A 22,577-nucleotide genomic window follows, 5' to 3' on the forward strand; every position below is an offset into this window, starting at 1 on the left:
AGACAGGAGAGCGAGCATGGCACGGATTGACCTGCCCGAGGGGCCGGAGAGCGAATGGGAACGGATGTGGAGCCTGCTGCCGCCCGCCACGGGTGAGGCGGCGAACCGCTTCAGCGACCTGATCCAGTCCGATACGATATTGTCGGTGCCCGAGCATGAGGCGGCACGCATCCGCATCGCGCATCTCAACGGCTGCGAACCCTGTTCGGGAGCGCGTGTCGCCGACATGGCGGCCTTCGGGCTCGACGAGGCCTTCTATCGCGACGTCGACGATCCGGCGCTGCGCCATCTCTATCCGCCGCGGATCGCGCTCGCGATCGGCTTCGCCGAGCGCTTCGTCGCGGGCAAGCAGGCGTTCGACGAGGCTTTCTGGGAGGAGATGCGCGACGCCTTCAGCGCGGCCGAGATCGCCGACCTGACCGCCTCCTGCGCGAAGTGGCTCGGCCTCGGGCGGATCAATGCGGTGCTCGACCTCGCCGTCGCCTGCCCGATCCGGATCGCCCCGCCGCGCCATGCGGAGCGCGTGCCGGCCTGAACGTCATGGCCTGATCGTGGGCGGGCGCAGGCGGATCAGCGTCCGCTCGCACTCCGCTGGATGAAGGCGGCCACATCGTCGTGGATCGCCTGCAGCGACGGCGCGTGCAGATAGACCATGTGGCCTGACGGATAATAACTATAGTCGATGTTCGCCTGCAGCGCGGGCGGGACGGGCAGGTGGCTGAGCTCGTAGCGGCCCGCGAAATAGGGCGTCGACACATCATAATAGCCGCCTGTCACCAGGATCTTCATCGCCGGATTACGCTTCATCGCCACCGCCAGATCGGGCAGGACATTGGGCAGCGCGATCAGCGGCTGGCCCGCGCCCGGCGGCTGATGCTTATAATCCCAACTGCCATAGATATCGATGCCCGAGCGATAGGGCCGCCCCTCGCCATAGCGCAGCGTGCCGCGCGCATAATCGTTGAACGCCGCGACATAGGCCGCACCCACCGCCGCGCTCTGCGGGTCGTACTCGGCGACCTTCGACAGCGGGTCTATCGTGTAACCGGTGAAGCGCGTGTCGAGCGTGCCCGTGGTCAGCCCCTGGTCGAGCAGAAGCTCCTTCTGCATCGCGCCATATTCGATGCGGAGATTGGTGCGCAGCAGATAGGCGGTGGGCAGCCCGGTATAGGCCGACAGCTTCGCCGCGATCGCCTGCCGCTGCGCCTCGGGCAGCGCATTGCCCTGCATCAGCGCCAGCGCATAATCGGTGGTGGCGAAGCGCTCGACCTCGGCCAGAAAGGCCTTCAGGTCGTCGGGGCGATCGGCGACGCGGCGATGATACCAGGCGGTCGCGGCATAAGTCGGCAGCGACACGACATAAGGCAGGTCGACGCCGGGGTTGGTCTGCGGATCGTCGGGGATCAGGTCCCAGTTGAGGATGTCCGACAGCAGGATGACGCCATTCAGGTCGACGTCGACGTCCTGCAACGCTTTGGCGAGGCCGGCGGCGCGCATCGTGCCATAGCTTTCGCCGAACAGATATTTGGGCGACGACCAGCGCCCGTGCCGGGTGAGGAACTGGACGATGAAGTCGGCAAAGGCGTGGACGTCCTGGTCGACGCCGTAAAAGGCCTTGTCCTTGTCCTTGCCGCGCGTGCGGCTGAACCCGGTGCCGGGCGCGTCGACGAAGACGAGGTCCGACGCATCGAGCAGCGAGAAGGCGTTGTCGACGGTGCGATAGGGCGCGCTGGTGACCTGCCCCGCATCCCCGGTAACCACCCGGCGCGGCCCGAAGGCGCCCATGTGCAGCCACACGGTCGACGACCCCGGCCCGCCGTTGAACAGGAAGGTGACCGGCCGCGACCCTGCCGGCACACCGGTGCGGACATAGGCGGTGTAGAACATCGACGCCTCAGGCGCGTCCTTGTCCCCCGCCTTCGCCTCGTCCGCGTCATGGTCCTTCGGATGGACGATCAGCGTCCCCGCAATCGCCTGATAGGGAATGCGCGCACCGCCGACCGTGACGCTGCCACTGCTGCGCACCTCTTCGGGCGCCCATGCTTCCGTGGGGGCGGGGGTAGTGGAAGCCGGCGCCTTGTCCGCCTTCTCCTCCGGCGCGGCGCCGAGGGGTGCTCCGCCCATCAGCAGGGCAGCGACGGCAAGGGCGGTGACGGGTTTCATGACGGCTCCCCCGGAGGATGTGTGTGGAAGAGGTGTGGCGGAAGCCGGGCTCGCTTTCAATCGATGCCCCGGCAGTAGTCTCCTCCATAATGCCACGCCCCGCCCGCGTCTAAACAGGAGTCGATATCGACGAAGCCCCGTGCCCACCAGCCAAGGTAGAGGGCCGTGAGCAACGCGGCCGTGGTGATTATTCGCCGCCGCATGGTCAGTACCTCTCGTCCAGAGATCTCGGTCGAAATGGCTCGCAGGCTGCGCGGCATCGTCCAGGCCCCGATCCAGCATCACGAAGACGCTTTCCCGCCTTTCGACCGGCTGCATTTGCCTTCTGATCGGCGAGCGAGTCCGCAGCAAGGTGGGGCTTCAACAGCAGTTGTACCGACTCCCTTCCGTCGCTGATCGTTTGAGCAACAGATGTTCCGGCGTTGCCGAGTGAAGAGGCTTCGCAATTGGCTTTGCAATGGAAGTATTTGTCGCCGCCATCGGTATTGGCAGCCTGCATGTCACGATAGTTGTGCCAGAAATCTTTAGCGGCTTGTGCTGTTGTCCGCAGGGCCCGGCCATGGCGTTCCCCCTGTTTACGCATGGCCTCATAACCATTCCAGCTTGGATTTCCGAGTTCTGCCAATCGCACTGGCGGCTCCTCGACAGCGGTACGGGCGGCATCGAGTTCGTCTTCGTCGTCGAAATAGATGATCTTTCCGTGCTCATCGACCCGGAACGGCCGCCGTCGAGGCGCCCACGGATTGGGTAGCGATTCGATCCCCTTATAGCGATCGAAGCCTGACCTTGTGACCATTCGACTCTCCTTGTTCTTGTATAGAACATAGGGAGAACATATTCAAACCTACAATGCACGCCTTTTGGATGGGCGCCGATCGGACGAAGCGATTGCTCGTGGAACTGGTTGAGGTGCCTTCAGGCAGGTCGGTGATTTCACCCCCCATAGCCCTTCAACTCATCCCCCGTCAGCCGCACGACATGGATCATATCACCCAAAGGTCGCGACTGGCCTATGTGGCGCAAGGGAAATTGACGCTCCGCGCGTCTGATTTTTGCCCAACCCATCAAAGTCCCAACCCAAGGTGATCACGGGTGGCTCCCCTGGAATGGAGAGCGTGCGTTGGGACAACAGTGCGCCCAAAGTTGGCCCATCAATCCCCCAAGGCCGACGATGTTCGTGATTTGTGCTGTCAAATCAGAGACTTTGGTTGCGCGGAACAAACTACAAACATGTGGCTTGCGAATCGGTTGGAAATACCACATCCTGTGCCTGCCGATTCGTCTTGGCACCACTGCTGGGGTGTGATGGTAGAAAGGAGGAAGTTACATGAGCAAGATGTTCAAGCCCGGCCAGAAAGCCCCGGTTTCGGCACAATTCGGTCTTGTTGGTGCGCGCGGAGCGCCCAAGGGAGTCGAAATCACTGGTGTGAAGGGAAAGCCCTTACCGCCAACGCCGAAGCCCAACATGGGCTACGTCCCCGTCGACCTGACGAAGCACAAGAACAAGTAACTCGACGGATACACGGGCCGAAACCGATCCTAACAAGGCCAGCCAACGGACACGTAAGATACTCGCGGCTGGATGCGTTCAAATCGACCGGCACCTAAGATTGAAATCGAACTCGGAGGGGGCTTTGCAGGCCCCCTCTTTTTTGTGTCAACGGATTGGAAGTTGCCGAGATCGACCCCGGCAACTCCATTGCAAGGTCAGACGACCGCGTGGCTCCGATCGCCAGCGATCACTTTCGCGCCAGCATCGACAGCCGCGAGCAACGCCTGATCGTCGAGATGGGCATAACGCTGAGTGGTTGTCGGTCGGACATGTCCCAGCACTTTCCCAACGATGTAGAGCGACTGCCCTGCCTGGACCATTGCGCTTGCAGCCGAATGGCGAAGATCGTGAAGCCGAACCTCGGGCAGACCGGCCTTCTTGCGAGCATTGTCCCATGCCAGAAAGAAGGACCGGAAAGGCTTCTTGGTGCGTGGATTTGGAAGGACATAGGGACAGTCATCCCAACGCGGCACCTTGTTCAGTATCTTGACCGCCTCCCTGGACAGCGGAACGTGACGAGCCGATCCCGATTTGGATTTCGGGACGCGCCAACGCCGGTTGTCCAGATCGAAGTCTTCCCACCGGGCATGAATCAATTCGCTTTTCCGAACTCCGGTAAGGAGGAGAAGGGGTATGAAATATTGCAGCTGGGTATTCTCGCTGCACTCCACAGCCAGTTGAAGCCGCTTGGCCTCTTCCGCTGAAAGATAGCGATCACGGGCATTGTTCAGGACGAAATGCTTGATGCCATCGACCGGATTCACGTCCGAGCCGGGAATGCCCCACTGCTTTGCACAGCGGAACAGATGACCGAACACCACGTGGACGAAGTTGGCCGTCGCGGGTTTATATCCGAGATTGACCATGCCCTTGAGGAAGATAGCGACTTCCTCCTGTGTCACTTGATCGAGACGCAGTTTGCCGAAACGCGGAAGGATGTGGTTCCGCAATGCACGCTCATCGTTGAAGTGGCTGGATTTGTAAGAGCGCACATACTCGATGAAGCGATCGGCCACTTCGCTGACGGTCGGAATGGCGCGAACGATGCGCCGATCCTCGGCAGGATCCTCACCCAGAGCAGCCTGACCCTTGATCTGCAGCGCCTTACGCTTGGCACGGTCGAGCGAGACTTCGGGATAGCTGCCGATCTTGTACTGCTTCAGCTCGCCATATTTGTTGTCGTAACGGACAGTGAAGGTTCGCTTGCCGCTCGGATAGACGGTCAGGATAAGGCCCGTGACCGAGACATCGTAGAAATCGACACGCTTTTTGCCTTTTGGGCAGGTCGCGGTCTGAACGAACGTGGAATCCAACTTAACGTTGGGCATGACGGTTTTTCCTTCTGGACGTGAGATAATTTGAGACATCGAGGATCGCCGCCGAACCGTCCCGGATACGGTCAGGATTGGACCGCCCGGAACGGCGCTGCGCGATCAGTCAAAATGGCCAGGAGATGGCATTGCGGGTCGGAGGGAGCCCACAACAATACGCCGCGAGCCCCTCACCCGGTCGAGATCACGCCATTAGATTCTGACGTAAGCCTTCTGGCTCGGAGGCCCTGATGGTCTGACACGCTCGGCCACTTCGCCCACCTTCACCACCTTCCAGGCGGTGCGTTCGGAAAACTCCGCCTTGTGAAGTTGGAGTCCGCCCACGGTGCGCTTCAGGTTCTTGCTGAGATACCAGCCGAGCTTGCTGCGATTGATCTCGCCGCGTTCGGTGACAGGCAGCTCGAAAAGAGCATCCTTGAGATCGTCGAACTTTTCAGCCTGATCGACCAGCCTGCGAACGGTGACAGTATCTTCACCCAGGCATTCGTACCATTCCCTGAGAAACGCGCCGAGCGTTTCGGCATCGGGATCGGATTCCACCTGTCGGATCAGACTTCCTGCTGGATCGGCCTGTCCCAACCAGACAAGCGGCTGACGGCAAAGATCGCTCCAACGTTCGTAGCTGGTGATGTTGGGAATATTCGCCTTCGGGCTACCCGCCGCAAGCCATGCACGGATGATAGTCAATGCGGCGCTGACATAATGGCCACGACTTTGCTGAACCATTTCAGCCGGTCGGAACCTGTAGCTGAGCGTCACCGGGGAGTCGGTCTTGGCATTGAGGTAGATCGTCACGACGCGACGGCACATATCCCGGATCGGTTCGACATTGTTGCCTGTGCCCATGAAGAACGAAGCCGTGCTGACGGTGACGCTTCGGCTCGTTCCCAAAAGCCGGTCCGTGATCGTCTCGCTCGTGAGCATTCGGTTGAGCGCCCCATGCGGGAGCCAGTTGGTCTGCATGTCGTCAAACATGATCACCGGCGGCTGACCGATCAGGAATGATTGGATCGATTTGGTGGCTTCTTCGGCAGTCGTTGGATAGCTGACATTCAGCGGCAATCCTGGACCAGCGAAAGGCGCGATCACCGAACCCAGATAGCTCTTTCCGCTTCCCGGCATAGAGGCTGAAATGTTGAATGCAGGAGCCAGTGGCAAGGACGGCCTGATCGCGGCAGTCAACATCGCACAGAGCGCCGCAGAACAATCGACAGGGTCGTCGAAATGGAACTCATGTACGAGTTGCTTGAGTATGCGGAGGGCTTCCATCGCATTCTCTCGCGTTGGCTCCGGGAGCGCGAACTCCTTGGGAGCGAACGCGGCATAGATCATTGATGCGGGATCATAACCCGGCGTCGTCACGAGTTCATGACTGGACCTGCGGAAGAAGGGTTGCCGAGCGAGGCCGCTCAACGGACGCAAGAGGGAGTGACCATCGCCCTTGAGGACCATCTTCACGATCCGATCAGAAGGCTCGCAGCGAACGACCTTCTTTGTCCTGCCGTCATATTTCTCCCAGTAGGCGGCAGCTGAAAGCCGCATCGTCATCGCCTGATCGGAAAGCGCCTCGATCGCCACATCTCCGGTTCGGGGATCGGTTTTGACCTCGACGATGGATTCGCCCGAACGATAATATCTGTCCGAGCCCGCCAGTGCCTTTTCGGCAGCGTTCACCACGCGATGCGGTTCACCGATCGCCATGTAGATCTTCGGCTGGCAGCGAGCCTGCTGCACCGGAACGTCAAGCCACCTGAGCAGATCAGATATGTCGTAAGGGTTCTTGTGTCTGTGTGGACAATGAAAATGTCCCAGTGGCCGGTTTTCTGAAGGCTCGAAATAGATTGCTGCGCCATCGTCGGATTGATGTTCCGAAGCCAGCGGACAAGTGATGTGATGCTGTCCAGGTGCGACCTTGCCTTGATACAGATCGCGTTCCTTCGCAGCAGCCACCACAGGATTGATCGCAGGGGCAGGCGTGAAGATGTCATCGCCCTGGAAGCCGAGCGGAATGACATTCTCCGTGACCGCCTCGGCAGAAGGAGGTGAAGGCGGTGCGGTGACGATCTCCGCGACGGGCACGGTCAAAGGGGGTGAAGGAGGTGTGATCGCAGGCGCGGGTTCGATCGCACTGGTCGGGCCTCCCTCCTTTCCTCCTTCCCCACCTTTTGGGGTGTCCGGCGCAGAAAATGTCGAAGGGACCGGGCCATTGAATGGCGTCGGCTTGGGTACCTGAATGTGAAAGGTAGAACTCATAACTCAAACCAATCCTCGCTTCTTCCAGCGTGGAGGTTTGAAGATAGAATTATGCCGCACACGCCGGAGTTTAGTTCATGTCCGGTTTTATTCCGGGACACTGGCGTGTGCTCTGGGCTTCGGTAGCGGCCCATGGATGATGAGCGGCGTCCGACAGAACGAGGGCGCAGATACTCCTCTAGCCAATGATGTCAATCGGCTGAATCATGATCTGGAAGCATTTTCACAAGCAGGCAAAGAAGCGCCAATATTGCGGCCCCTGCCCAAGGGTTGCGTTCCAGCAGGCTCGATAGAAGGCCTATGCACAGTAAGCCGAATGTCTCAGCCGGGCGAAAGAACACGCCCCACAGCAGCAAGGCGCAAAGAGCGATGAGGAGGACCGCCAGCACTCGTTGCAGGAGAGCGATGGCGATAGCAGCGATGACCAGATAGCCGATCGCTCTCATTCTGGGCCTATCATATATGATGGCAACGCTTCCGCATTGCGCCGACATAGGGTTGGCAGGGGGCTGTCCCCGTCCTGAACGAACAGGTGATAGGCAAACCCGCTATCCCCCACCGTCATGATGAGCTCGAACCAGCCGCCACGGTCGCGCAGCCAGTCCCATGAAGGTACGTCATCGACGATATCGAGCGGGCAGAAGCCGAGTTCTCGGACAAGATCGGCTTTCGTGTCGCCCTCTTCGACGATCAGGAAGTGGGTCATCCCAATCAACTCAGGCGTGAGCTGGGCGATGCGATCAGCAAGAAGGGCATGGAGTTTGGGATCGATGGGCAGGCTTAGAGCGTGCGTCATCGTCTGCCGGTCATGAAGCGACAGCATGGGTGATTTCCTTTGGACATGAAAAAAAAAGCGCCCCCGAAGGACGCTGCACGGTCTTGATCGTAGGATCGCTTAGGAGGGCTCGCGGGAGACAGCGTGTTGCTGGCCCTCTGGCTGCTCGCTTCAGCCTTCCGCCACGTAATTCCGGCAGAGCTTCAGCAGGTTCGCGTCAATGCCCTCTGCGTCAGGAACCAGGACGATATGGCCGAAGCCGTCATCAGACAGAACGTAGGTCAGTTCGAACCAGCCGCCATGATCTTGGATATGCTCCCATGATGGCGTGAAGCCGGAATCTCCAAACCTGAATCCATCGACGAGGTTGATGAGCGGTGGAGGCTCTATCTGGCCTGGATCATCCTCCGGTTCGATGATGACGAATGTGGCAATGCCATCATAGCCAGAGAGCTGAGCGTTACGATCGCGCAGGATGCTTTTCAATCCAGCATCCAGGGGTGTTTTCAGAGCGGCCTCCACGGCGGCCCATGATTGAAGGACGATCATTGGATTGCTCCATTCTGGACAAAAGAAAAGGCCCGGGGATTTCTCCCCGAGCCCATGATTTTGATGATGACGTACTGATGCTATCTGAGCGGGTCAGGGCCGAAGCGATTGTCTCCGGGAGTGCCGGGCAGGCACATGAAGATGAGCACCACGATACCGCCGACGTAGGGGATGAGGTTCAATAACGCGAACCAGCCAGACTTATTCTGATCGTGGAAACGACGCACCTGGACTGCCACAGTGGGGATCAGAAGACCGATGCCGGCGATCAGCGCAACCAGCAGTATTAGCCAGCCGAAGAACCCAAGGCCATCATTGAGCCCCGCGTTCATCGCCGTCATGAAGAACATGAGCATGTAGATGAGCGCCGTCCACAAGGCGAACAGCCAGAACTCCTTCCGACATGAGCGCCCTTCGAAATCGGCATACCGGTGCAGAGGCAGCAACGCCCAATCGAAGAAGCCGTCGTTGGTTGATGCTGTTGGTGCTGCGGTTCGTTCAAGAGCTGCTCTGATTGCGCTCGGCTTCTCGGCAAGAATCTTGGCCTTTTCCTGCTCAAATTCCTGATCGCTGAGGACGCCGTTCCGGTGAAGGGCTGCGAGCTTTTCCAAGCGGTCTAATTGCGACGGTGTAATCATCGATTTCCCCTGTTTGTGGGTTGAGAGAACGCCTCGTGGAGACGCGGTTCAGGCCCACACCACCGATCGTTTTACCGACAGCAGAGCCCAAAGCTAGAGAAATGACACGATTAGTATACAGACGTCGGGAAGCCGAACCGGCCACATCCGATTATGGATGTGGTGCAGCTTCTCGGCCTGAATGTCCGGCATCACCGGAAGCTAAGGGGCATGACGCAGGAGCAGTTGGCGCTCGAGTGCGGTATGGAGCGCAGCTATGTCAGCGACCTTGAGAGAGGCCGGCGCAATCCGAGTGTGCGGGCGTTAGGTCGGCTCGCAGAGGCACTTGGGATAGAACCGAGGACGTTGTTAGACGCCGATCAGGAATGACAAGCGGCGAGCGGCTGTGGCTCGCGCTTCTGGCGAAATAGGTTGAATTAGGACGTTTTAAACGTCGGAAGTGCTCTGAACATCATAATTTTTCTCGGAAAACCGGGACATCAGGCGGTGGTCGAGCAAAGCCTGAAAAATGTCTGGGCATGTTGCGGCGCAGGGAATAATGCGTCCCGCCGCGTCATAATTAATGGTTAAACCTGCCTGTGAAAAATTTGTGCGCAACAGGTTCATGAAGTTGGCATCTTTATAATGCCCCTTCTGACGGATGGCGAATGCTCGTCTCAGTTGTATCTTGTTCGAGCCCACGAACGCCGCAATTTCGGCCGTGTCAGTGAATATGCCTGAAAAATCCGCCTCAGCCTGTAAGGCGGTAAATTCTTCAAGATGGGCTTGCTTGTAATTAACGACAGACTCGAAATCACCCTTGTCAGATATCAAGACATTAGAATCCAAGACAAAGAAGTCAAAATACTTCGACAAAGAAAAGGCGGGGTCAGGCTCAACTTCCAACTCGTCATCCGAAAAAACGACCGGTATAAGTCCCGACACCTTTTTTGTTCGCCACGAGTTATTCGTCTTGGCCACGGCGTGAAGCGTTTGCCCGTTAGAGAATATCTTAGCGCTATAGAAGTCTGTGTTTTGGAGGTGCTTGAGAGACCGGGCTCTCTTTGTGTCTAACTCGTCCTGGGCGGCATCAACAATAAGGCCCGCGTTGGTTTCCATCGTTGTAATTGTGAGGGCGCTGGACTCGTTATTTTGAGCCAGCAGGTCGTACTCAATCGTTTCCGTTATTTGGTCGCGAGCGGTAATGATAGCCGTTTTAAGGGCGCTCTCTAGCGTCTCGGTAATCGCAACCCAGTGACCAGTGTATGTGGGTATCGTGGCGCCGGGCCTTACGGATTTACGGAACGTCCATAAGCTGAGGGACCCCCCGTTGACGTCGAATGCCCTAAAATCATCCAGCGCGGCCATCTCGCCCCCCTATTTTACAATAATCACATCCTGGATAGCATTGGTCTTATAAGTAGTTCCCACGTTCAGCTCAATGTTAGATAAAGCCATTGCGGTCGAAACTACTTGTCCACCCGGGTTACTGTATTTGATCTCAAATAGCTTCCATCCAAAAACTACAAGAACTGGATTCATAACTATCCTTTCGGATCTGTAGGTTATGATAAATATCCAGATGAGAAATACGATAAATCCTGCAAATTTTCCGACATCACTATAATCGATCCCCATAAATGAAACCACATAGGGCAGAACATAGTTCATAAGATCTGCGGGAATGTGTTTCACTTCAGAAACGGATATTTTCTTTTGGACTCTGATCGCCCTAACCACGATAAGTGTGAAGGCGAAGCATAGCAGGCAAACAAGTAAAAAGCTTAGGCTGATCGCGGGCTCGCGGAGAGGTATCTCGCACCCGGAAAGGCTAAACCTGTCACAGAATGGTGTGCCCCAGAGATCGAACCTAACATTCTGAACGAGCAAAATTACACTAAGCGGGAGGTAGGATCCGAGGAAAACTATGATTGCGGCGTAGAATCGAAGTCGCACGGTACCTCAGCCTCCAACCAACTTCAGTATAATTCAACCAAGAGGACCGAAGAGATCTTCACCCTTGTCGGCCTCGGGGCGAGGTCTGCGCGCTTTTCTTATCACGCCTTCTTTAGAAACAATGTCATAGGCATCCACGAAGCGCTGAAAAAAGCGCTCCATTTCGGACGACGGTAACGGTGGCAATTCATCGAAATCGTAAGCTGCTACCGCTCTATCCTGACAACCCTCCGGCTGACTGAGATCGAGCAAAAGGAGTCCGGCATTCTCGGCCTCGTCCACTGCAAAGAGTGAGTGGATCGCAGACGCAATAACCTGGAGACCTGAACCGTTCGGAACATGTCCTTTGCGGGGCTGAAGATAGAAAAAAAACGGCCTTCCGCCGTCGACGAACAGGAACTGGGGATCAACCTTGATCGCGATATCGGCGCGCAGGTTTAGGAAGCGTGGAGTAATTGGATGGCAGATAAACTTTCCGCGCTCGTTGGCCACATCCCAGATCAAGCCACCGACTTGCTCGTTAAAAACGCGGCCCGCTTCATGGCCTCGCTGCCCGCATGCTTTGATTGCGGCCTCACGCGACATCTCTAGGCTAAAGACCGCTCTGGCTTGCCGCTTCGCAGGGTCGTAACCCCACATCGGTCCGGGGCTCTCCAAATGCCTCCGGTAATTTACAACCGTGCTGGCGACGTCATTGCCGGTAAGTCTTACGACATCCTGCAGCGGAGGGATGGGGAGAGGCATGCTATAAGATAACCCCTCAAATATGACTCCTGCAACGACTATCCACTATTGAACATTAGCCGTTTTGGAGGATGCCAGAAAGTGAGCCTTAATCAGCTCATTGGTGATCTCCATGTTCATTCGAACACGGCCATCTGCCCGATGCCAGACCCGATGCCATGGACCCCCAGGTTCATGGGTAAGGGCGGATAGTTCAAAAGCTCCATATCCGGCGTAATAGGTCAAGGTAGCTTGGAGTAGGGAGGCGGTCTCTCTGCTGAAGATCCCCTCCGCTATCCGTTCCTCTCCGGTGGCCCAATCGACAATCCTGGCCCGAGAAGTGATCGGCGAGCTGCCAAAGACTTTAAACGCGTCATAAACGGCTCTGATGACTGGGCCATGTTCCCAAGCCTCGATCCTATTGGAAATAAGCGGCTTGTCCTCCGACGCGAGATGCCAACCGTGCGCATAATATATGTGCTTAAGAAGCTCCATATTCGTCAGCGGTTTATGGCAATTGTCAGCGCAATCCAGCAAGAAGTTGGCGACCGCTCGGGCATCATACATCAGTGATGCGCTCCTAGATTGCCTTGGGCTTTAGCACGAATCAGGCGGCGCATACAGGCGAGCAACATCGAAGGCTAGTCAGAAGGCCACAGGGGTTTGCGTGAAAGGCGCTTTGATGGGATCTCATGGCTTAAAGCGCACAACCTAGACCTCTCTACGCCTCTAAGCTTTACGCCCCATAACCCTTCAGCTCGTCGCCGGTCAGCCGGACGACATGGATCATGTTCGTCGAGCCTGGCGTGCCGAAGGGGACGCCGGCGACGACCACGATGCGGTCGCCGGCCTTCGCCAGCTTGTGGCGCAGGACCATGCGCTTGGTCTTGGCGACCATCTCCTCGAAGCTGGCCACATCGCGGGTGCGGACGGCGTGGGCGCCCCAGAGGAGGCCCAGGCGGCGCGCGGTCGCCAGTTGGGGGTCAGCACCATCAGCGGCACCATCGGGCGCTCGCGGGCGATGCGGCGCGCGGTCGAGCCCGACAAGGTGAAGCAGACGATCGCGCTCGCCGATACGGTCTCGGCGATGCTCGCGGCGGCCTCGGCCAGCGCGTCGGCGGTGGTCGCGTCGGGCAGCGTCTCGGTGAAATGCAGGCGCGCGGCATAGCCGGGGTCGCTTTCGACCGACATGGCGATGGCGTTCATCATCGAGACGGCCTCTTCGGGCCATTGGCCGCTCGCCGATTCGGCCGACAGCATCACCGCGTCGGCGCCGTCATAGATGGCGGTCGCCACGTCGGACACTTCGGCGCGGGTGGGCGAAGGCGACACGATCATCGATTCGAGCATTTGCGTCGCGACGACCACCGGGCGGCCCATGCGGCGTGCGGTCTCGACGATGCGCTTCTGCATCGGCGGCACGCGCTCGGGCGGCAGCTCGACGCCCAGGTCGCCGCGCGCGACCATCACTGCGTCAGCCAGCTCCAATATCTCTTCGAGCCGCTCGACCGCCGCCGGCTTCTCGATCTTGGCGAGCAGCGCCGCCTTGCCGCCGATCAGGCGGCGCGCCTCGGCCACGTCCTCGGGCCGTTGGACGAAGGAGAGCGCGATCCAGTCGGCGCCATGCTCGCAGGCGAAGGTCAGGTCGCGGCGGTCCTTCTCGGTCAGCGCGGCCATCGGCACGATCACGTCGGGGACGTTGAGCCCCTTGGAATTGGACAGCGGGCCGCCGACCTCGATCAGCGTGTCGATCCAGTCCGCGTGGACGTTGCGCACGCGCAGGACGAGCTTGCCGTCGTCGAGCAGCAGGCGGGTGCCGGGGCGCAGCGCTTCGAAAATCTCGCGGTGGGGCAGTTCGACGCGGGTCGCATCGCCGGGCGTCGGATCGCGGTCGAGGCGGAAGGGCTGCCCGGTTTCGAGCAGGACGCGGCCCTCGGCGAACTTGCCGACGCGCAGCTTGGGGCCCTGAAGGTCGAACAGGATCGTGGTGGTGCGGCCGAGTTCCTTCTCCATCGCGCGGATCGCCTGGACCAGCGGCACCTTGTCCTCATGCGTGCCATGACTCATGTTGATGCGGAAGGCGTCGGCGCCCGCCTTGAACAGCTGCGCGATCATCTCGGGCGAGGCGCTTGCCGGGCCGAGCGTGGCCAGCACGCGAACCTTGCGCTGGCGGGGGGAAATCTGGCTCTCCACGTGTCTTTTCCTGATCTCTATCGGGGGAGGATGCGACAGGGGATAGTCCGGCGGGCGCGGATGACAACCCCCTCCGTCACGGTAATGCCATCGATTGCATAAACCCGCTGCCGATGCGACCGGTCGCGGGCCGTCCGCTTATTCGCCGTTGAGCGTCGGGGCGGCTGCCTCTACAGCGTCTCGCCTTCACCGAACGCAGGGATAGACGAATCATGGCCGAAGCCGACACGACCGAAGACAAGGGCAGCATCGCGGCGCAGGAGCTGCGTCTGTTCGTCGAGCGGGTCGAGCGCCTCGAAGAGGAAAAGAAGGGCATCGCCGACGACATCAAGGACGTGATGTCGGAGATGAAGAGCCGCGGCTACGACACCAAGATCGTCCGCAAGCTGCTCGCCATCCGCAAGAAGAAGAAGGGCGAGCATGAGGAAGAGGCGATGATCCTCGAAACCTACATGGCTGCCTTGGGGATGCTATAACCCTCAGACGCCGGGCGCGGGGCCTCCGCCCCGCTTGGCTTCCTCGCATAAGCTCGTGCGGCCATTCGGCCTTGCGGACCATGTGCATGGTCCGACGCCGGGCTTAACGTCGGAGCCCGCAGGGCACCGCAAGCGCGACCGCGCGCCCGAGCTTATGCGAGGATAGCCAAGGCCACGGATGTGGCCGCCGACGCTTGAGGCCCGGTCTCGCGGAACATGTACATGTTCGGACGCCGGGCCTAACATCGGAGCCTGCAAGGGCTCCGCAAGGCCAAAGGCCGCCCGAACTTATGCGAAGATAGCCAAGGCCACGGATGTGGCCGCCGGCAATTGAGGGCCCGGCTTTGCCAATCATGTACATGTTCCGACGCCGGGCTTAACGTCGGAGCCCGCAGGGCACCGCAAGCGCGACCGCGCGCCCGAGCTTATGCGAGGATAGCCAAGGCCACGGATGTGGCCGCCGGCGCTTGAGGCAGAAATATAATGTCCACCTTCCAGATCGACACCGCCACCAGCCGCGCGAACCCGACGCCGGCGCCGATGAAGCGGCTCACCGTGCCCGCGATCCGCGCCGCCAAGGGCAAGCAGCCGCTGGTGATGCTGACCGCCTACACGATCCGCATGGCACAGATCCTCGATCCGCATTGCGACATGCTGCTGGTCGGCGACAGCCTGGGCCAGGTGCTCTACGGCCTGCCGTCGAGCCTGCCGGTCAGCCTCGACATGATGATCGCGCATGGCGCGGCGGTCGTGCGCGGCAGCTACCACAGCCTGGTCGTCGTCGACATGCCGTTCGGCTCCTATGAGGAAAGCCCCGAACAGGCGTTCCGCTCGGCCTCGCGGGTCCTCAAGGAAACGGGCGCGGCGGCGATCAAGCTCGAAGGCGGCGAGGCGATGGCCGAGACGATCGCCTTCCTCTCGGCGCGCGGTATTCCTGTGATCGGCCATGTCGGGCTCACCCCGCAGGCGGTCAACGCGCTCGGCGGTTATGGCGCCCGCGGGCGCAGCCAGGAAGAATATGCCAAGCTGATCGGCGACGCGAAGGCGGTGTCCGAGGCGGGGGCCTTCGCGCTGGTCGTCGAGGGGGTGGTAGAACCGCTGGCGGTCGAGATGACGCGTGCGATCGACATTCCCACGATCGGCATCGGCGGATCGGCCGACTGCGACGGCCAGGTACTGGTGATCGACGACATGCTGGGCATGTTCGATCGCGTGCCGCGCTTCGTGAAGAAATATGCGCAGCTCGCGACGCAGATCGACGCGGCCGTCGCCGAATATGCCGAGGATGTGCGCGCGCGGCGCTTTCCGACCGCCGAGCAGACCTATCAGCCCAAGGCCTGAGGCCCCGGCACCCGTTCATCGCGCATATCTATTGGCTCTGGCACGGGGCCCTGTCGCCCGCTAAGAGGGCCGGCACCGCCTGTTGTGGAGATTGTTCTTGGCCTCATTGCCGCCCACCGAGGACGCATTCGTCCGTGAAGTCGACGAAGAGCTTCGCCAGGAGCAGCTCCTCAAGGTCTGGAAACATTATGGCAAGCTGGCGCTGATCGCGGTCGCGCTGTTTCTCGCCGGGCTGGCGGCGTTCCTCTTCTGGCGCGGCGAGCAGCAGAAGGCCGCCGAAAAGCAGGGCGAGACGATGGGCGCGCTGATCGCCGACGTGCAGGCCGCGCGCAAGACCGATGCCGCCAAGAAGGCCGACGAGCTGATCGCCGGGGGAGGCTCGGGCTACCGCGTGTCGGGCCTGATGACCAAGGCCGCGCTGGCGGTCGACAAGGGCGATACCAAGGGCGCCGCCGCGATCTTTGCCGGCATCGCCGCCGACGAGGATGCCGCCCAGCCTTATCGCGACATCGCGCTGATCCGGCAGACACTCCTCGAATATGACACGCTGCCGCCGCAGCAGATCATCGACCGGCTCAAGCCCCTGACGATCGAGGGGCACCCCTTTTTCGCGACGGCGGGCGAGATGACCGCCATCGCCATGCTCCAGCTCAACCGCACCGCGGAGGCAGGGCGTCTGCTCGCCGCCGTGGCGCGCGACAAGGAAGCACCCGACACGCTGCGCGTCCGCGCCGCACGCCTCGCCACCAGCCTGGGCGTGAACGTCGACGAGGCCGCCGCACGGGCGACGGCGACCGCCCCCGCTGACAAGGATTGATCGGAATGAACCGGAAGCTTTTCGCCGCCGCCGCGGGGCTGGCGATCATGACGACCCTCGGCGGTTGCGGCATCTTCGGGGGCGGCGAGCGCAAGAAGCCCAAGACCCCGGTCGTGGGCCAGCGCATCGCGGTCCTGAGCTCGGACACCGACATCGAGGCCGATCCGACGCTGGGCGTGGTGCCGGTCACCGTGCCGGGCGAGCAGCTCAACCCCGAATGGCCGCAGCCGGGCGGCAACGCCGCCAAGGCGATCGGCCATGTTTCGCTGGGCCAGCAGCTCTCGGTGGCCTGGAGCCGCAAGATCGCCGGTTCGACGAGCAAGGCGCGCCTTGCGGCGGGTCCGGTGGTCGGCGGCGGCCGCGTCTATGTGATCGACGTGGACGCACGCATCCATGCCTTCGACCTGAAGACGGGGGCTGCGGTGTGGGAAGCGGTCCTGTCGGACAAGAACGGCAACAAGGCGTCGCTGTTCGGCGGCGGCGTCAGCTACAGCAACGGCAAGGTCTATGCGACCAACGGCGTCGGCGACACCGGGGCTTTCGACGCGGGGACCGGCAGCCAGCTGTGGAAGGTCCACCTGGGCGGGCCGCTGCGCGGCGCGCCGTCGATCGGCAACGACTCCGTCTATGTGATGAGCCAGGACAACCAGCTCTATGCGCTGAAGGAAGCCAATGGCGAGACGCTGTGGTCGGCCAGCGGCAGCCTGGAGAATGCCGGCGTGTTCGGCGCGGGTGCGCCCGCGATCGGTCAGGGCACCGTCATCGCCGGCTTCTCGTCGGGCGAGCTGACCGCCTATCGCTATGAGAATGGCCGTGTCGTGTGGCAGGATTCGCTGTCGCGCACGAGCATTAACACCTCGGTCGCGAGCCTGGTCGATATCGACGCCTCGCCTGTGATCGACCAGGGCCGCGCTTATGCGATCGGCGCCGGCGGCCGCATGATCGCGATGGACATCCTTACCGGCCAGCGGCTGTGGGAGGTCAATGTCGGCGGTCTTGAGACGCCGGTCGTCGCGGGCGAGTGGATCTTCCTCGTGACCGACGATGCGCGCCTGCTGTGCATCACCCGCACCGGTGGCCGCGTCCGTTGGCAGACCCAGCTGCCGCGCTGGAAGAACGAGAAGAAAAAGAAGCAGTCGGTCAGCTGGTCGGGGCCGGTGCTCGCAGGTGGTCGTCTGCTTCTCACCAACACGCTCGGCCAGCTGGTCGAGGTTGGCGTGGCCGACGGCGCGGTGGGCCGGACGATCAAGCTCGGCGACACCATCTATGCAGCACCCGTGGTGGCCGACAACATGCTTCTCGTCCTCACCGACAAGGGCCGGCTCGTCGCCTATCGCTGATCCCGGGCGTGCCTCCCGCCGGCTTGGCGCCGGGGCACGAAGACTCGGGCTAAACAAAAGGCTCCGGTCCCTGTAAGGGGCCTCCATGAAACATATCCCCACCGTTGCCATCGTCGGCCGCCCGAACGTCGGCAAGTCGACGCTGTTCAATCGTCTTGTCGGCAAGAAGCTCGCCCTGGTCGATGATCGCCCGGGCGTGACGCGCGACCGTCGCGAGGGCGACGCGTCGCTGCTCGGCATGGAATTCAAGATCGTCGACACCGCCGGCTTCGAAACCGACGATCCCGAGACGCTGCCGGGCCGGATGCGGGCACAGACCCAGGCGGCGGTCGACGAAGCCGATGTCGCGCTGTTCATGATCGACGCCCGCGCCGGCCTGACCCCGCTCGACGAGCAGATCGCCAACTGGCTGCGCGTTTCCGACACGCCGGTGATCGTCATCGCCAACAAGGCCGAGGGCAAGGCCGCCGAACATGGCATCTATGAAGCCTTCGGCCTCGGCCTGGGTGAGCCGGTGCCGCTGTCGGCCGAGCATGGCGAGGGTATCGTCGACCTGTTCGATGCGTTGCGCCCGCATGTCGAGCGTGAGGACAATGACGAATTCGGCGTCGAGGAGGAGGAGTCCGAAGACGAGGAGGCACGCGGGCCGCTGAAGCTCGCGATCGTCGGGCGCCCCAATGCCGGCAAGTCGACGCTGATCAACCAGATCCTCGGCGAGCAGCGGATGATCACCGGCCCCGAGGCGGGCATCACGCGCGATTCGATCGCGATCGACTGGGACTGGCATGCGCCCGACGGCGAGGTCCGCAAGATCCGCCTGATCGACACCGCCGGCATGCGCAAGCGTGCCAAGGTGCAGGACAAGCTCGAGAAGCTGTCGGTGGCCGATGGCCTGCGCGCGGTCGACTTCGCCGAGGTCGTGGTCCTTCTCCTCGACGCGACCCTTGGGCTCGAGGCGCAGGATCTGCGCATTGCCGACAAGGTGTTGCAGGAGGGCCGGGCGCTGATCATCGCGCTCAGCAAATGGGACGTCGCGGTCGACCCGCCGTCGCTGTTCCAGGGGGTGCGCGCGGCGCTCGACGAGGGGCTGGCGCAGGTCAAGGGCCTGCCGCTGCTCACGGTGTCGGGCGCGACGGGCCGCGGCGTCGATCAGCTGCTGCAGGTGGCGCATGAAACGCGCGAGGCCTGGTCGATGCGCGTCTCAACCGGCCGGCTCAACCGCTGGTTCGAAAAGGCGATCGAGGCCAACCCGCCGCCTGCACCGGGCGGCAAGCGGATCAAGCTTCGCTATCTCACGCAGGCGCGCACGCGGCCGCCGAGTTTCATCCTGTTCGGGACGCGGGTCGACCAGCTTCCGGAGAGCTATCGCCGCTATCTCGTCAACGGCATAAGACGCGAACTCGGTTTTGGCGCCGTGCCGGTGCGGCTCACCGTCCGCGCACCGCGCAATCCCTTCGATACGTGACTGCGACGCGCATCGACGCGCGCGGCATGCGGTGTCCGTGGCCCGTCGTCCGCCTGGCCAAGGCGGTGCGCGATGGCGCGTCCGAGGTGCTGATTCTTGCCGACGATCCGATCGCGCCCGGGGAGATCGCCGCGCTTGCGGCTGCGCGCGGATGGACCGTGCAGCCCGCCGAGGAAGATCATGGCTGGCACATATCGGTCCCGGCGGGCTGAGCGACGCTTTTCGTCCTCCGCCGACGCAGCGGAAATACGGTGTAATACGATAGTCTTAGAGTAACCGCTCGTTTACGCCCCACACCTAGGGTGAGTCGAACCTGGCAGGGTGCGAACAGGGACGAGACATGGCTCATAGCGGCATGCGTGTGGTGAACTGGACGACGTTCGGTGAGACCCGCGATCTGATCGGCAGCGATTTTCCGAGAATCCTCGGCTATTATCGCGAGGATGCCGCCAAATATGTGGTGGCCGTGGAGCAGGCATACCGGATCCGCGACGCTGTCGCGATGGTGCGTCCGGCCCATACGCTCAAGGGCGATTCGCTTCAGTTCGGCGGGGAGGCGCTGGGGGCGCTGGCCGAGCGTATCGAGCAGAGCGCTCGAAACAGCGTCGAAATGCAGGCTCCGCCGGAAAAGTTGGACGATGAAATACTGCAGTTGCGGCCGCTGCTGATCGAGACGCTCGCCCATTTCGAGCGGGAGATCAGCCGTTCGGCCGCGCCGGTGGTGGCCACTGGGCCTTTCCGCCGTCCCGCCGTCGCCGCGGGATTTGGCCGCAAGCAAGCCTGAGCTATGGGGCCGGCCCGCGAACGGGCCGGCCGACAGCGCGTCAGTCGTGCGCGGGCTTCGACTGAAGCTGGATATAGTTCTGGATGCCCATCCGCTCGATCATCTCGAACTGCTTTTCGAGCATGTCGACATGCTCTTCTTCCGAATCGAGGATCGACTGCAACAGATCGCGCGTGCCGAAGTCGCGAACCTGTTCGCAATAGACGATCGCTTCCTTCAGCTGCGGGATCGCGTCGTTCTCCAGGGCGAGGTCGGCTTTGAGGACCTCCTCCACCGTCTCGCCGATGCGGAGCCGGCCGAGCATCTGGAAGTTCGGCAGGCCGTCGAGGAACAGGATGCGCTCCGCAAGCCGGTCGGCATGCTTCATCTCGTCGATCGATTCCTCATATTCGCACTTGGCGAGCCGGGCGACGCCCCAATGTTCGAGCATTCGATAATGCAGGAAATATTGGTTGATCGCGGTCAGCTCGTTCTTGAGCGTCTCGTTGAGAAATTCGATGACCTTTGCGTCACCCTTCATAAAGTCCTCCAATGCAGTGACGTTGTCCGATAGACGAAACGCGCTGCGTTGGAAAGGGTTCTGGTCGATTACTTAGACAAATACGTAAACCTATTCAAAGACTTGCACCTGACATTCATTCGCACCGAAAGCGAAAGTCATTCGCAGACAAGAAAAAGGCCGCCCGGGGGCGGCCTCATGGAAAGCGTCGCTGCGAGCGGGTCAGGCGCCGACCGACTCTTCTTCGATGATGCTTCTGGCGAAGGGGAGGCACTGGCCGCAGCGCGGGCGGCGACCCAGCGTCTGATAGGCACTGCGCGGACAGCTCGCGCCCTTGCGGGCAGCGTCCCGAACATCGGATTCACGAATCGCGTTGCAGATACAAACGAGCATTCGGCACCTCTCGAATCGAGATTTACGGCTATTGCGACTGACTATCAATAGTTTTTATACGACGCCTGCACGGCTCGCCGTATCTTCCCGCTTCCCCCCGTCGCGGCGAGCGGATAGGCGCGCCCTATGACCGACAGGATGGACCGCAGCGAGAGGGTCGCTACCGCGTTCGGACGCGCGCCCGCTTATGCGTGCGCCGCACGCGTGCAGCGCCGGATCGCCGCCACATTGGCGGACCGCATCGGGGGCGCCACGCGGCCAGCGCGGCTGCGGGTCCTGGAGCTCGGCTGCGGCACGGGCTTCCTGACCGAAGCCCTGCTGCCGCATCTCACCAGCGCCGAGTGGACGATCAGCGACCTGTCGCCGCAGATGGTCGAGCGCGCCAGGACCAGCCTCGGGCCGCGCATCGGAACGGCGCGCTGGTTGCCGCTCGACGGCGAACGGCTCGATCCCGCACTGGGCCCTTTCGACCTGATCGTGTCGAGCATGGCCTTTCAATGGTTCGAGGACCTGCCGGCCGCCATAGGGCGGCTCAGTGCCATGCTCGCCCCGGGCGGGCTGCTCGCCTTCGCGACCATGGCCGATGGCAGCTTTCGCGAATGGACGTCGGTTCTGGGCGCGCTGGGCCGGCCGCCGGCGACGCCGGCCTATCCGACAGTCGCGCAGCTTGAGGCGATGGTGCCCGGCGATTGCGTCGCAGCGATCGACCGGGTCGATTTCGTCGATCCGCAGCAGGATGCGCGATCCTTCCTGCGCGACCTCAAGGCGATCGGCGCCGGCACCCCGGCCGCCGGCTACCGGCCGCTGCCCCCGGCATTGCTGCGCGAGGCGATGATCCGTTTCGACGCCGGCCCGCGCAGCATCACCTATGCCATCGCCTTCTGCCTGCTGTCCGTACCCCGGGCCTGACTAAGGCGTGGTCACGCGCTCGATCCGGACATCGACGGCCGGGACCGACAGCCCCGACAGGGCGATCCCGTGCGGGCCGGGTGCGAGGTCGAAGAGCAACGCCTTGCGCTCGTTGCTGCCGGCTCGGGGCGCGTCATGCGCCGCCACCGGGAGCGCCCGTCCGTCGAGCAGGACATCGATCCAGGCATCGGCATCGAGGGAAAGCCGATATCGGCCCGGCTCATCGATATCGACGGCGAGCAGGGCGCCGCGATTGGCGGGGGCCTGGGTGAGGGGTGGCGCGACCGGATAGACCAGTTCGCGCTGGGGGCTCGACCGGATGGTTGCGGTCTGCCCGACATCGAGCGGGACCTCGCCCGAGAGCGATGACGCCAACATCAGGCCGACAAGCAACGGCAGGCGCCGACCGTGCCGGACGCGCCGTGACACCAGAAATGCCAT

General features: G+C 61.6%; 26 protein-coding genes and 1 pseudogene. 11 read left to right on the forward strand and 16 right to left on the reverse strand.

Annotated features, from left to right (window positions below):
* Positions 1-16: 16 nt before the first annotated feature.
* On the forward strand, positions 17-535 hold the full coding sequence (locus G6P88_RS12965; RefSeq protein WP_165323534.1) for a carboxymuconolactone decarboxylase family protein: 519 nt from the start codon (positions 17-19) through the stop codon (positions 533-535).
* Positions 536-570: 35 nt separating this feature from the next.
* On the opposite strand, the gene G6P88_RS12970 is transcribed toward G6P88_RS12965, so the two are convergent.
* Together G6P88_RS12970 and G6P88_RS12975 are read right to left on the reverse strand one after the other, a co-directional pair.
* Positions 571-2,163: a S10 family peptidase gene (locus G6P88_RS12970; protein ID WP_165323535.1), complete on the reverse strand. Its 1,593-nt coding sequence runs from the start codon at positions 2,161-2,163 to the stop codon at positions 571-573.
* Between the two features lie 205 nt (positions 2,164-2,368).
* Positions 2,369-2,959, reverse strand: a complete 591-nt coding sequence (locus G6P88_RS12975) for a hypothetical protein (protein WP_165323536.1) — start codon at positions 2,957-2,959, stop codon at positions 2,369-2,371.
* 531 nt (positions 2,960-3,490) lie between these two features.
* Between G6P88_RS12975 and G6P88_RS12980 the strand changes: the two genes are divergently transcribed.
* Positions 3,491-3,673 (forward strand): hypothetical protein, encoded by a 183-nt coding sequence (locus G6P88_RS12980; protein ID WP_165323537.1) that lies wholly within the window; start codon positions 3,491-3,493, stop codon positions 3,671-3,673.
* A 197-nt stretch (positions 3,674-3,870) separates the two neighbouring features.
* Here the strand turns inward: G6P88_RS12980 and G6P88_RS12985 are convergent, their stop codons facing one another.
* From G6P88_RS12985 to G6P88_RS13010, 6 genes are all read right to left on the reverse strand, one after another.
* Positions 3,871-5,043 carry a tyrosine-type recombinase/integrase gene (locus tag G6P88_RS12985; RefSeq protein WP_165323538.1) on the reverse strand — a complete coding sequence of 391 codons (1,173 nt, stop codon included), beginning with the start codon at positions 5,041-5,043 and terminating at the stop codon, positions 3,871-3,873.
* Between the two features lie 195 nt (positions 5,044-5,238).
* Positions 5,239-7,299 carry a hypothetical protein gene (locus tag G6P88_RS12990; protein WP_206335762.1) on the reverse strand — a complete coding sequence of 687 codons (2,061 nt, stop codon included), beginning with the start codon at positions 7,297-7,299 and terminating at the stop codon, positions 5,239-5,241.
* 191 nt (positions 7,300-7,490) lie between these two features.
* Complete coding sequence (locus G6P88_RS12995) at positions 7,491-7,745, reverse strand: hypothetical protein (RefSeq protein WP_165323540.1); 255 nt, start codon at positions 7,743-7,745, stop codon at positions 7,491-7,493.
* Positions 7,742-8,122, reverse strand: a complete 381-nt coding sequence (locus G6P88_RS13000) for a hypothetical protein (protein WP_165323541.1) — start codon at positions 8,120-8,122, stop codon at positions 7,742-7,744. The genes G6P88_RS12995 and G6P88_RS13000 overlap by 4 nt, the downstream gene beginning before the upstream one ends.
* 123 nt (positions 8,123-8,245) lie before the next feature.
* Positions 8,246-8,623 (reverse strand): hypothetical protein, encoded by a 378-nt coding sequence (locus tag G6P88_RS13005; protein WP_165323542.1) that lies wholly within the window; start codon positions 8,621-8,623, stop codon positions 8,246-8,248.
* Positions 8,624-8,703: 80 nt separating this feature from the next.
* Entirely contained in the window at positions 8,704-9,261 is a 558-nt protein-coding gene (locus G6P88_RS13010; RefSeq protein ID WP_165323543.1) for a DUF805 domain-containing protein, read from the reverse strand.
* 153 nt (positions 9,262-9,414) lie between these two features.
* On the opposite strand from G6P88_RS13010, the gene G6P88_RS13015 reads away from it, so the two are divergent.
* Positions 9,415-9,630 (forward strand): helix-turn-helix domain-containing protein, encoded by a 216-nt coding sequence (locus tag G6P88_RS13015; protein WP_165323544.1) that lies wholly within the window; start codon positions 9,415-9,417, stop codon positions 9,628-9,630.
* Positions 9,631-9,687: 57 nt separating this feature from the next.
* Here the strand turns inward: G6P88_RS13015 and G6P88_RS13020 are convergent, their stop codons facing one another.
* The 5 genes and pseudogenes from G6P88_RS13020 to pyk form a co-directional block, all read right to left on the reverse strand.
* The gene (locus tag G6P88_RS13020; RefSeq protein WP_165323545.1) at positions 9,688-10,608 is read right to left on the reverse strand and encodes a Kiwa anti-phage protein KwaB-like domain-containing protein; all 921 of its coding nucleotides are present in this window, start codon (positions 10,606-10,608) and stop codon (positions 9,688-9,690) included.
* A gap of 9 nt (positions 10,609-10,617) precedes the next feature.
* Complete coding sequence (locus tag G6P88_RS13025) at positions 10,618-11,196, reverse strand: hypothetical protein (RefSeq protein ID WP_165323546.1); 579 nt, start codon at positions 11,194-11,196, stop codon at positions 10,618-10,620.
* A gap of 33 nt (positions 11,197-11,229) precedes the next feature.
* Positions 11,230-11,781 carry a hypothetical protein gene (locus G6P88_RS13030; RefSeq protein WP_165323547.1) on the reverse strand — a complete coding sequence of 184 codons (552 nt, stop codon included), beginning with the start codon at positions 11,779-11,781 and terminating at the stop codon, positions 11,230-11,232.
* Positions 11,782-11,985: 204 nt separating this feature from the next.
* The gene (locus G6P88_RS20545) at positions 11,986-12,486 is read right to left on the reverse strand and encodes a Panacea domain-containing protein (protein ID WP_165323548.1); all 501 of its coding nucleotides are present in this window, start codon (positions 12,484-12,486) and stop codon (positions 11,986-11,988) included.
* A 169-nt stretch (positions 12,487-12,655) separates the two neighbouring features.
* Positions 12,656-14,112 (reverse strand): annotated as a pseudogene (gene pyk / locus G6P88_RS13040) (pyruvate kinase).
* 212 nt (positions 14,113-14,324) lie between these two features.
* On the opposite strand from pyk, the gene G6P88_RS13045 reads away from it, so the two are divergent.
* The 7 genes from G6P88_RS13045 (at position 14,325) to G6P88_RS13075 (ending at position 20,335) form a co-directional block, all read left to right on the forward strand.
* Entirely contained in the window at positions 14,325-14,588 is a 264-nt protein-coding gene (locus G6P88_RS13045; RefSeq protein ID WP_165323549.1) for a DUF2312 domain-containing protein, read from the forward strand.
* Between the two features lie 483 nt (positions 14,589-15,071).
* The gene (gene panB, locus G6P88_RS13050) at positions 15,072-15,929 is read left to right on the forward strand and encodes a 3-methyl-2-oxobutanoate hydroxymethyltransferase (RefSeq protein WP_425594453.1); all 858 of its coding nucleotides are present in this window, start codon (positions 15,072-15,074) and stop codon (positions 15,927-15,929) included.
* Positions 15,930-16,026: 97 nt separating this feature from the next.
* Positions 16,027-16,746 (forward strand): tetratricopeptide repeat protein, encoded by a 720-nt coding sequence (locus tag G6P88_RS13055; protein ID WP_165323550.1) that lies wholly within the window; start codon positions 16,027-16,029, stop codon positions 16,744-16,746.
* A gap of 5 nt (positions 16,747-16,751) precedes the next feature.
* Positions 16,752-18,086, forward strand: a complete 1,335-nt coding sequence (locus G6P88_RS13060) for an outer membrane protein assembly factor BamB family protein (protein WP_165323551.1) — start codon at positions 16,752-16,754, stop codon at positions 18,084-18,086.
* An 85-nt stretch (positions 18,087-18,171) separates the two neighbouring features.
* Entirely contained in the window at positions 18,172-19,551 is a 1,380-nt protein-coding gene (der, locus tag G6P88_RS13065; protein WP_165323552.1) for a ribosome biogenesis GTPase Der, read from the forward strand.
* Positions 19,548-19,763: a sulfurtransferase TusA family protein gene (locus tag G6P88_RS13070; RefSeq protein WP_165323553.1), complete on the forward strand. Its 216-nt coding sequence runs from the start codon at positions 19,548-19,550 to the stop codon at positions 19,761-19,763. Before der ends, G6P88_RS13070 begins: the two co-directional genes overlap by 4 nt.
* Positions 19,764-19,891: 128 nt before the next feature.
* A complete protein-coding gene (locus G6P88_RS13075) occupies positions 19,892-20,335 on the forward strand; it encodes an Hpt domain-containing protein (protein ID WP_165323554.1) in 444 nt (147 codons plus the stop codon).
* Between the two features lie 40 nt (positions 20,336-20,375).
* Here the strand turns inward: G6P88_RS13075 and bfr are convergent, their stop codons facing one another.
* Both bfr and G6P88_RS13085 read right to left on the reverse strand, forming a co-directional pair.
* Positions 20,376-20,855, reverse strand: a complete 480-nt coding sequence (gene bfr / locus G6P88_RS13080; protein ID WP_165323555.1) for a bacterioferritin — start codon at positions 20,853-20,855, stop codon at positions 20,376-20,378.
* A 201-nt stretch (positions 20,856-21,056) separates the two neighbouring features.
* Positions 21,057-21,227, reverse strand: a complete 171-nt coding sequence (locus G6P88_RS13085; RefSeq protein WP_165323556.1) for a (2Fe-2S)-binding protein — start codon at positions 21,225-21,227, stop codon at positions 21,057-21,059.
* A gap of 126 nt (positions 21,228-21,353) precedes the next feature.
* On the opposite strand from G6P88_RS13085, the gene G6P88_RS13090 reads away from it, so the two are divergent.
* On the forward strand, positions 21,354-22,136 hold the full coding sequence (locus G6P88_RS13090; protein ID WP_165323557.1) for a methyltransferase: 783 nt from the start codon (positions 21,354-21,356) through the stop codon (positions 22,134-22,136).
* Here the strand turns inward: G6P88_RS13090 and G6P88_RS13095 are convergent, their stop codons facing one another.
* Positions 22,137-22,577, reverse strand: coding sequence for a hypothetical protein (locus G6P88_RS13095; RefSeq protein WP_206335764.1), 441 nt, complete (start codon positions 22,575-22,577; stop codon positions 22,137-22,139).

The sequence above is a fragment of the Rhizorhabdus phycosphaerae genome (assembly GCF_011044255.1).
GTDB classification, from domain to species: domain Bacteria; phylum Pseudomonadota; class Alphaproteobacteria; order Sphingomonadales; family Sphingomonadaceae; genus Rhizorhabdus; species Rhizorhabdus phycosphaerae.